Here is a 7,515-nt window from a genome sequence, read left to right on the forward strand (position 1 = left end):
CTCGACGACTACAACCGGGAAGTAGAGGAAGGCTTGCACATTACATCTATGGCCGGAACCTGGATGAGTATCGTCGAAGGATTTGGGGGTATGCGCGTGATTGATGACAAGCTTTCGTTCTTCCCGCGTATCCCGAAACAATGGAAGTCGTATTCCTTTAAAATCAATTTCAGACATCGCATTTTGAAAGTGGAAGTGTCTTCCGAGGGCAGCCTGTTTTATCTGGATTCCAAAGAACAGATGTCCATTCGTGTGAATGAGCAGCGGGTGGTTCTGCAGCCACAAAAAAAAGTGCATGTGCCTAACGCGAAGTAAAATCAGATATGTTTCCGGTATTCAGATATTACTCATTCTTTTGGGAGTCATAGGGCTTGGAGGCACGAAGGATCTTAGGGGGCAGGACCCTGCAATCCGTGTAGAACCTCCCAACTGGTGGGCGGGTATGCGAAATTCCCGCCTTCAATTGATGCTTCACGGAGAGGGCCTGGCAGCCTATACCCCAAAGGTGTCGGCAGAAGGTATCCTGGTGGAGGCCTGGCACCCGGGGTCCAGTCCCAATTATTTATTTATTGATCTCTTTTTGGATCAAGGGCTTCAACCCGGAGTAATCAAACTCGTTTTGGAGCAGAAGGGGTATCCTCAAAGGGAAATTTCGTATGAGATCAGGGCCCGGGAAAGGCAAGGAGAAGACTACGTAGGTTTTGATGCTTCAGATGTTATTTACCTCATTACCCCCGACCGTTTTGCCAATGCAAACCCCGACAATGACAGTTTCCCGGGTCTGAGGGAGCAGGGGGTGGACCGTTCCGATGACTACGCCCGGCACGGGGGGGATTTAAAGGGTATTCGCGGGCACCTGGACTACATTCAGGACATGGGATTTACGGCAATCTGGCCTACGCCCATGCTGCTAAACGACATGCCCAGAACCTCCTACCACGGCTATGCGATAACCGATTTCTACCGGGTAGATCCGAGATTTGGCACCCTGCAGGAGTATCGTGCCCTCAGCGATGAGGCACGTGAGAAAGGCCTGAAGCTCATCATGGACCAGGTAGTCAATCACTGTGGCCTGTACCATTGGTGGATGGAAGATCTGCCTTTTCCGGACTGGATCAATTTTCAAGAGAATCACGAAACGGGGAAACCCCTCACGGTAACCAATCACCGGCGGACCGTAAACCAGGATATTTATGCGGCTCAAACGGATCGCAATCTCATGGAGAAAGGGTGGTTTGTCCCGTCCATGCCCGATTTGAATCAAGACAATCCCTTTATGGCGACCTACCTGATCCAGAACAGCATTTGGTGGGTGGAAACGGTGCACCTCGGCGGAATTCGACAGGACACCTACCCATATCCCGACAAGGACTTTTTGAGTCAGTGGGCACGGGCCTTGATGGAAGAATATCCGAACTTCAATATCGTCGGGGAAGAATGGAGTACCAATCCGCTACTTGTGGGTTACTGGCAGGACGGGGCCCGGAAGGGGAACAGTTATCGCTCCTACCTCAGGTCTACCATGGATTTTCCCCTGCAAAAGGCGATTGTGGAAGGCCTTACAAAACCAGAATCCTGGGGAAGCGGCCTTATTAAGATTTACGAAGCCCTGGCCAATGATTTTCACTATACCCGCCCCTACGACCTGTTGCTCTTTGGAGACAACCACGATATGGACCGGTTATTCACCCAATTGGGCGGATCGGCTCTTTTAACGCGTATGGCAATGGCCTTTATCCTGATGGCACCCCGTATTCCACAAATCTATTACGGTACTGAGATTCTCGTGGGCAATAGTGCCAAACCGGGAGATCATGGACGGATTCGGTCCGATTTTCCAGGCGGATGGAAGGGAGATCCCGAAAATGGTTTTACCGGCAAAGGATTGTCGGCCGAGGCCCGGGAGATGCGCGATTATCTGAAAACCTTACTGAACTTTCGCAAGGGCAGTCCTGCCCTTAAGAAAGGAAAAACGCTACATTTTGTGCCTGAGGAAGGGGTGTATGTCCTGGTGCGCTCGTATCAAGGAGAAACCGCAGTCCTGCTACTCAATAAGAATGAAACCCCGGTTGAATTTCCCCTGGAGCGTTTTCGGGAACTGGGTTTGGAGGGGAAATCCCTTCGGGAACTGCACAGGGGTGAAACAGTGATTTGGTCCGGGCATTTGACATTAAAAGCCCCGGGCCCCTATATTTACATCAGCAAGGAATAACATTCATGAAGATATTTTATGGAATACTCGCCACCCTGATCCTAACTTCCTGCGGCCAGGACAAAAACAATCTCCCAACTGAAACTCCAGACACCCCAATGAAAACATCCGGAAAAGTAGTTGTTTATCAGGTTTTTACACGTCTTTTTGGAAATACCAATACAACAAATACACCCTGGGGCACCCTGGAAGAAAACGGGGTGGGCAAGTTTGCGGATTTTACTCCTCTGGCCCTGAAAGAAATACGGAATCTGGGGGTAACGCATATCTGGTATACCGGGGTACCCCATCATGCACTAGTAACCGATTATACGGCTTTCGGTATCTCTAACGACGACCCCGATGTCATTAAAGGCAGGGCCGGCTCGCCCTATGCGGTAAAAGACTATTACAATGTGAATCCGGATCTTGCAGAAGACCCGGGGAATCGCCTTGAGGAATTCCGTCTCCTGGTCGAGAGGACACACAAGGCCGGAATGAAAGTGCTGATCGATATTGTTCCGAACCATGTGGCCCGGAATTACGAGGGCAGCAGTACCCCGGAAGGCCTTGAGCCTTTTGGAGCCGGTGACAATACCGACCTTGAGTATTCGAGGGACAACGACTTTTACTATATCCCGGGGCAGGCCTTCCAGGTACCTGAATGGAAGGAGGGGTATAAGCCCCTTGGGGGCAACCCGCACCCCATGTCGGACAACACTTTTTCTGAAAATCCCGCTAAATGGACCGGGAACGGCTCCCGCCTTGCCCGGCCCGATGCCAATGACTGGTATGAAACCGTAAAACTCAATTACGGGGTACGCCCCGATGGGTCCAATGATTTTGATTTACTCCCCCCGGAGTACGCGCAAATGGATTATTCCCGGCACTTTGAATTCTGGACAGACAAAGATGTTCCCGGGACCTGGATAAAATTCAGGGACATTGCGCTATTCTGGCTGGACATTGGGGTAGATGGGTTTCGTTATGATATGGCCGAAATGGTTCCAGTAGAATTCTGGAGCTACCTGAATTCACAAATTAAGATGAAAAACCCGGATGCCTTTCTGTTGGCGGAGGTCTATAACCCGGAGCGCTATCGCGACTACATCCAAAGGGGAAAAATGGATTATTTATACGACAAGGTGGAGCTTTACGACAGTCTGAAGCACATTATAAAGGGCTATGGGTGGACTGATCATATCCCGGTGGTTCAAAACGGTTTAAAGGATATTGAGCACCATATGTTGCACTTCCTTGAGAATCATGACGAACAGCGGCTTCCGTCCCCTGAGTTTGCCGGAGATGCCCAGAAAGGTAAACCGGCCATGGTGGTTTCCGCGACGTTGAGTACGGCCCCTACCATGATTTATTTCGGGCAGGAAGTTGGGGAGCCCGGAGCTGAGAATGCCGGGTTTGGCGCTCCGTCCCGCACTTCTATTTTTGATTACATAGGCGTACCCCACCTGCAGCGATGGGTGAATGGCAAAAAATTCGACGGGGGGCAGTCCACAGATACAGAGAAGGAATTGCGGGAATTTTATAGCAGGCTCCTGAATTTTACGATTCAAAGTGAGGCGCTGATGGGTGCCTATGAAGACATCCACTATTACAACAAAGAGCACACCCCTACCTACGATCACAGGGTGTACTCTTTCGTCCGTTGGTCTGAGAAGGAACACCTGGTCATTTTAAGCAATTTTGACGCCCAAAAATCGTATTCTTTCAGCCTGAAAGTCCCGCCCCATATCATAGAGACCTGGGATCTGGAAACCGGGGAATATCCCCTGGAAGAAATGCTTTACGGAAATGTGAAAGCTGTCCTTGAAGTGTCTGAGGGTCGTGGGGCCATTGCCGTGGATCTTGCGCCGTTGGAATCCTTTATATTCAAGGTCCCCTGAAGAGGGATTGAGACATTTCTCCTTCTTTATCCGTGATATCTACTGATATTTTGTTGGAATACTTATTTTTGGCCCAAAGCGAAAGCCATGAAACAAATTGTGTTTTTAGTCTTATTTTCGATACTGATGGGTTGTACAACACAATCAGATAAACCCTTGATTATAGGGCATAGGGGAGCGATGGGCTATGAAACCGAGAATACCCTCGCCTCTGTGGAGAAAGCGATTGAATTGGGGGTGGATATGATAGAGATCGATGTCTTCCAGATCAGTTCCGGGGAGATTGTGGTATTTCACGACGAGCGCGTAGATCGACTCTCCAATAGCGTCGGCAATATTAAGGAGTACAATATTTTTGATTTAAAGAAACTCATCCTGGACGGTGGGCATCGCATTCCAATGCTGCAGGATGTCTTAAAGCAGATCAATGGAAGGGTTGCCCTGAATATCGAGTTAAAGGATACCAAGATCGCCGATAATATTCACCAGATTGTTAAGGGGTATTCCGCAAAACCAGAATGGTCTGAATCCCAGTTTATCGTCTCCAGTTTTAACTGGGAAGAGTTGCGAAAATACAGGGAGTATAGTCCTGAAGGCCGTATTGCGGTTTTGACCGAAGGGGACCCCCTGGAAGCCATTGAAGTAGCCCGTGAGTTGAATGCTGAAGCCATCAACCCCCATTATTCTCAAGTCAATGCTGGGAATGTGGCCAAATTGCACGAAGCCGGGTTTAAAGTGTACACCTATACCGTCAACGATCCCGATGAATTCCAGCGCTTAAAGGCCGCGGGAGTCGACGGGGTATTTTCCGATTACCCGGACCGGATGAAATAAAATATTAGGACCTTAAAGGTTTGTTCTAACAGGACGAGGGTGCACTTCGGATAGTGTCCCTTATGAAAGTGCAAGGAAAAGGGAGGCCGCCAGAACGCCACCAATTACAGGGCCTGCCACCGGAATCCAACTATACGCCCAGTCTCCTGAACCTTTATTTTTCATGGGTACCAGGGCGTGCAAAATGCGTGGTCCTAAATCCCGGGCCGGATTGATGGCATATCCCGTGGTCCCTCCCAGGCTCAAACCGATGCCCCAAACTAAAAAGGCTACCGGCAGTGCCCCAAGGGATCCGAGCCCGATAATTGTGCCTTCCTCCACAAGGGTCGCATCCGTAAAATAAAGGACGGTAAAAACCAGTACGAATGTCCCGAGAACCTCGCTGAACAGATTGCTCCAGGTATTGCGGATTGCCGGGGCCGTACTGAAAACCCCAAGTTGCATACCGGGGAGTTCCGTCCGGTCAAAGTGATCCCTGTACACCACCCAGACTGCAAAAGCCCCGAGAATAGCCCCGAGAAACTGGGCCAGGATATAGCTACCGGTATCTGCCCAGGGGAATTTTCCCGCGACAGCAAGCCCCAGGGTCACCGCCGGATTTATGTGGGCACCGCTATACGGCCCGGCCACGACGACGGCCACATATACGGCCAGGCCCCATCCGGTGGTGATGACGATCCACCCGCTATTGTGTCCTTTGGTATCTTTCAGGACGACATTGGCAACTACACCACATCCCAGTAAAATCAAGAGGAAAGTCCCGATGAATTCAGCTGTAATCGCACTCATGACTCAAGGGTATTTGTGTCGGCCGCCCAGTATTCAACCGCTCTGACTGCCCGGTGCCACTGTTTTATTCCCTGACGTGTTTCCGAAGCATCTCCGCTGGGGGCAAAACGCTCATCAACACTCCAGAGTTTTTCGATTTCTACCAGATCTTCCCAATACCCCACCGCCAGTCCCGCGAGGAAGGCCGCCCCCATGACTGTGGTTTCCACAATTTCGGGTCGGACCGTATGGGTATTGAGTACATCGGCCTGAAATTGCATGAGTAATCCATTGACTGAGGCCCCTCCGTCTACCCGGAGTTCACTGATCGAGATGCCCGCATCTGCCTCCATAGCGCTCAGGACATCCATGGTCTGATACGCAATGGACTCCACGGCTGCCCGGGCGAGGTGCGCATCGGTGCTGCCCCGGGTCAGCCCGAAAACACTACCCCGGGCCTGCTGATTCCAGTAGGGGGCACCCAGCCCCGCAAAGGCGGGTACCAAATACACACCCCCGGAATCGGGTACCTGGGTGGCGAGAGCTTCTATATCCTTTGAATTTTCGATGAGTTTCATCCCGTCTCTGAGCCATTGCACCACGGCCCCGGCGATAAAAATACTCCCTTCCAGGACATAGGTGGTTTTCCCTCCCAGGGTCCAGCCGACCGAAGTGAGCAGGTTATTTTTCGAGACGATAGGTTTATCCCCGATATTCATCAGCATAAAACAACCCGTGCCATAGGTGTTTTTGACCATTCCAGCCCGCGTGCACATCTGTCCGAAGAGGGCAGCCTGCTGATCTCCCGCAATCCCTGCAATGGGAATTCCCTTGGAGAGAAAAGCTGCTGAGGTATGGCCGTAGACCTCACTGGATTCCCGAATCTCAGGTAACATACTCTCAGGGATTCCCAGCAGATCGAGCATTTCAGTATCCCATTCCAGGGTATGCAGGTTAAAGAAAAGGGTCCGGCAGGCATTGGTCATGTCCGTAATATGGAGGGCCCCGGCGGTCATTTTCCAGATCAGCCAGGTATCAATAGTCCCTAGGAGGAGGTTTCCCGCCAACGCACGTTCCCGGGCCCCGGGTACATTGTCCAGAATCCATTTCACCTTGGTTCCTGAAAAATAGGAATCAATCACCAAACCCGTTTTTTCCCGCACCATTTTTTGTTTCCCTTCTTTTTTAAGGGCCTCACAGTACGAAGCGGTACGCTTATCCTGCCATACGATAGCCTTATGGATGGGTTCTCCGGTATTCTTATCCCATACCACCACGGTTTCGCGCTGATTGGTGATACCTATGCCTTTAATATCGGAAGGTTTCAGATTTGCCTGCCTCAGGGCTTTGGCCGCCATTTCAGCCTGAACTTCCCATATTTCACCGGCATCGTGTTCCACCCAACCCGGTTTGGGAAAATGTTGCTCAAACTCTTTTTGGGCCGTTGAAATTATGGTGCCCTTCCGGTTGAAAACGAGCGCACGGCAACTTGTTGTTCCCTGGTCAAGGGCTAGAATGTATCCTTGCATAGTGTATTTAATTCAGCTGAACGATTTTAAAATTAAGGATCCCTGCAAATACAACCCAAAGAAGATAAGGGACCATCAGGTAGGCCGCCGTGCGGTTTACCAGATAAAACCTGCGGATAGTCATCACGATCAGGATCAGTAGAATGAGCAGGACCACCAAAGCCGGCAATGGGAGCTGTAGCCCGAAAAACACAATACTCCAGGAGGCGTTGAGCAGCAATTGAAACCCGAAGAAATAGAGCGCAGTTTTAACGCTTTTATGATAATAGCCATACCCCCAGACCATACCGGC

The 7,515-nt window shown here is 50.6% G+C and carries 7 protein-coding genes; 4 read left to right on the forward strand and 3 right to left on the reverse strand.

What is annotated here, in order from left to right; genetic code table 11:
* The 4 genes from WBV75_RS05725 to WBV75_RS05740 all read left to right on the forward strand — a co-directional run.
* Nucleotides 1-315: glycosyl hydrolase family 65 protein (locus tag WBV75_RS05725; RefSeq protein ID WP_424119686.1), on the forward strand; the 315-nt coding region annotated here is incomplete at its 5' end.
* Nucleotides 296-2,212: a glycoside hydrolase family 13 protein gene (locus WBV75_RS05730; protein ID WP_424119687.1), complete on the forward strand. Its 1,917-nt coding sequence runs from the start codon at nucleotides 296-298 to the stop codon at nucleotides 2,210-2,212. The genes WBV75_RS05725 and WBV75_RS05730, both read left to right, overlap by 20 nt.
* Nucleotides 2,213-2,217: 5 nt before the next feature.
* Entirely contained in the window at nucleotides 2,218-4,092 is a 1,875-nt protein-coding gene (locus tag WBV75_RS05735) for an alpha-amylase family protein (protein ID WP_424119688.1), read from the forward strand.
* Nucleotides 4,093-4,179: 87 nt separating this feature from the next.
* Nucleotides 4,180-4,926, forward strand: coding sequence for a glycerophosphodiester phosphodiesterase (locus WBV75_RS05740; protein WP_424119689.1), 747 nt, complete (start codon nucleotides 4,180-4,182; stop codon nucleotides 4,924-4,926).
* 60 nt (nucleotides 4,927-4,986) lie between these two features.
* Here WBV75_RS05740 and WBV75_RS05745 read toward each other — a convergent pair whose 3' ends face one another.
* The 3 genes from WBV75_RS05745 to WBV75_RS05755 form a co-directional block, all read right to left on the reverse strand.
* Nucleotides 4,987-5,715 carry an MIP/aquaporin family protein gene (locus tag WBV75_RS05745; RefSeq protein WP_424119690.1) on the reverse strand — a complete coding sequence of 243 codons (729 nt, stop codon included), beginning with the start codon at nucleotides 5,713-5,715 and terminating at the stop codon, nucleotides 4,987-4,989.
* Nucleotides 5,712-7,223: a glycerol kinase GlpK gene (gene glpK / locus WBV75_RS05750; protein ID WP_424119691.1), complete on the reverse strand. Its 1,512-nt coding sequence runs from the start codon at nucleotides 7,221-7,223 to the stop codon at nucleotides 5,712-5,714. The genes WBV75_RS05745 and glpK overlap by 4 nt, the downstream gene beginning before the upstream one ends.
* A 7-nt stretch (nucleotides 7,224-7,230) precedes the next feature.
* On the reverse strand, nucleotides 7,231-7,515 hold a 285-nt coding region (locus tag WBV75_RS05755), incomplete at its 5' end, for a TspO/MBR family protein (RefSeq protein ID WP_424119692.1).

It is taken from the genome of Robiginitalea sp., from assembly GCF_049588695.1.
Taxonomy (GTDB): domain Bacteria; phylum Bacteroidota; class Bacteroidia; order Flavobacteriales; family Flavobacteriaceae; genus Robiginitalea.

Coding starts and splice junctions, on each gene's coding strand:
- WBV75_RS05730 (WP_424119687.1), top strand. CDS start 296: ATGTGCCTAACGCGAAGTAAAATCAGATATGTTTCCGGTATTCAGATA.
- WBV75_RS05735 (WP_424119688.1), top strand. CDS start 2,218: ATGAAGATATTTTATGGAATACTCGCCACCCTGATCCTAACTTCCTGC.
- WBV75_RS05740 (WP_424119689.1), top strand. CDS start 4,180: ATGAAACAAATTGTGTTTTTAGTCTTATTTTCGATACTGATGGGTTGT.
- WBV75_RS05745 (WP_424119690.1), bottom strand. CDS start 5,715: ATGAGTGCGATTACAGCTGAATTCATCGGGACTTTCCTCTTGATTTTA.
- glpK (WP_424119691.1), bottom strand. CDS start 7,223: ATGCAAGGATACATTCTAGCCCTTGACCAGGGAACAACAAGTTGCCGT.